Here is a 692-nt window from a genome sequence, read left to right as displayed (position 1 = left end):
CAGGTGCAGCGCCTCGCCCGCGAGCGCGGCGGAACGGCGCGCGATCGCCATCGCGTGCTCGCGGTGGTCGTCGCCGATCACGATGGCGGTCGCCGCGGGCTCGCCGAGGTAGCGGTCGAGGTCCTGCCGGGTGCGCTCGGCCTCAGCGAGTCGGGTTCGGGCATCGGCGCCGATCCAGCCGCGGTGGCCCGCGATGACGTCCCGCGTCACGGCGAGCTGACGATCGGCATCGTCGATGGCGTGCCGCACGTGCTCGAGCGGCGGGATCGGACGCGCCGCCCGCTCGCGCGCCGCGGCGATCGCGGCATCCAGCCCGGAGTTCGCCTCACGCAGCCGGTCGAGGTGGGTGAAGGGGTCGGTGTTGACGCCCGCCGGCGGCAGGCTCGCGAGTGCGGTCTGCAGCTCGGCGATCGCCGTCGCGACGCCGGGCGAGTGGGGCTCCTTGAGGGCGACGGCGATATCTCCGCGGGAGTCCTCGACGATCGCCGCGAGGGTCGACTCGGCGCGCAGCGCCTCGACCTCGAACGTCTCGACCGCGTCGAGCAGGGTCGCCGCGCGACGGACCGATTCCGCGGCCGCCTCGAGCGCGAGGTTCGCCTGCTCGCGTTGCCCGGCCTCGCGCCGACGCTCCGCCACGCCGACGCCGTGCTCGGCGAAGCCGAGCAGCTGGTCGGCCTCGGCGGGGTTCGCAT

At 75.4% G+C, this 692-nt stretch carries 1 pseudogene; it reads right to left on the bottom strand.

Features of this window, described 5'->3' with window-relative positions:
- Nucleotides 1-692 (bottom strand): annotated as a pseudogene (locus ESO86_RS18120) (hypothetical protein); the annotation flags it as partial.

The sequence above is a fragment of the Agromyces binzhouensis genome (genome assembly GCF_004135055.1).
GTDB lineage: Bacteria > Actinomycetota > Actinomycetes > Actinomycetales > Microbacteriaceae > Agromyces > Agromyces binzhouensis.
The sequence above is the reverse complement of the archived record's forward strand: the minus strand, read 5'-3'. Positions and strand labels throughout refer to the sequence as shown.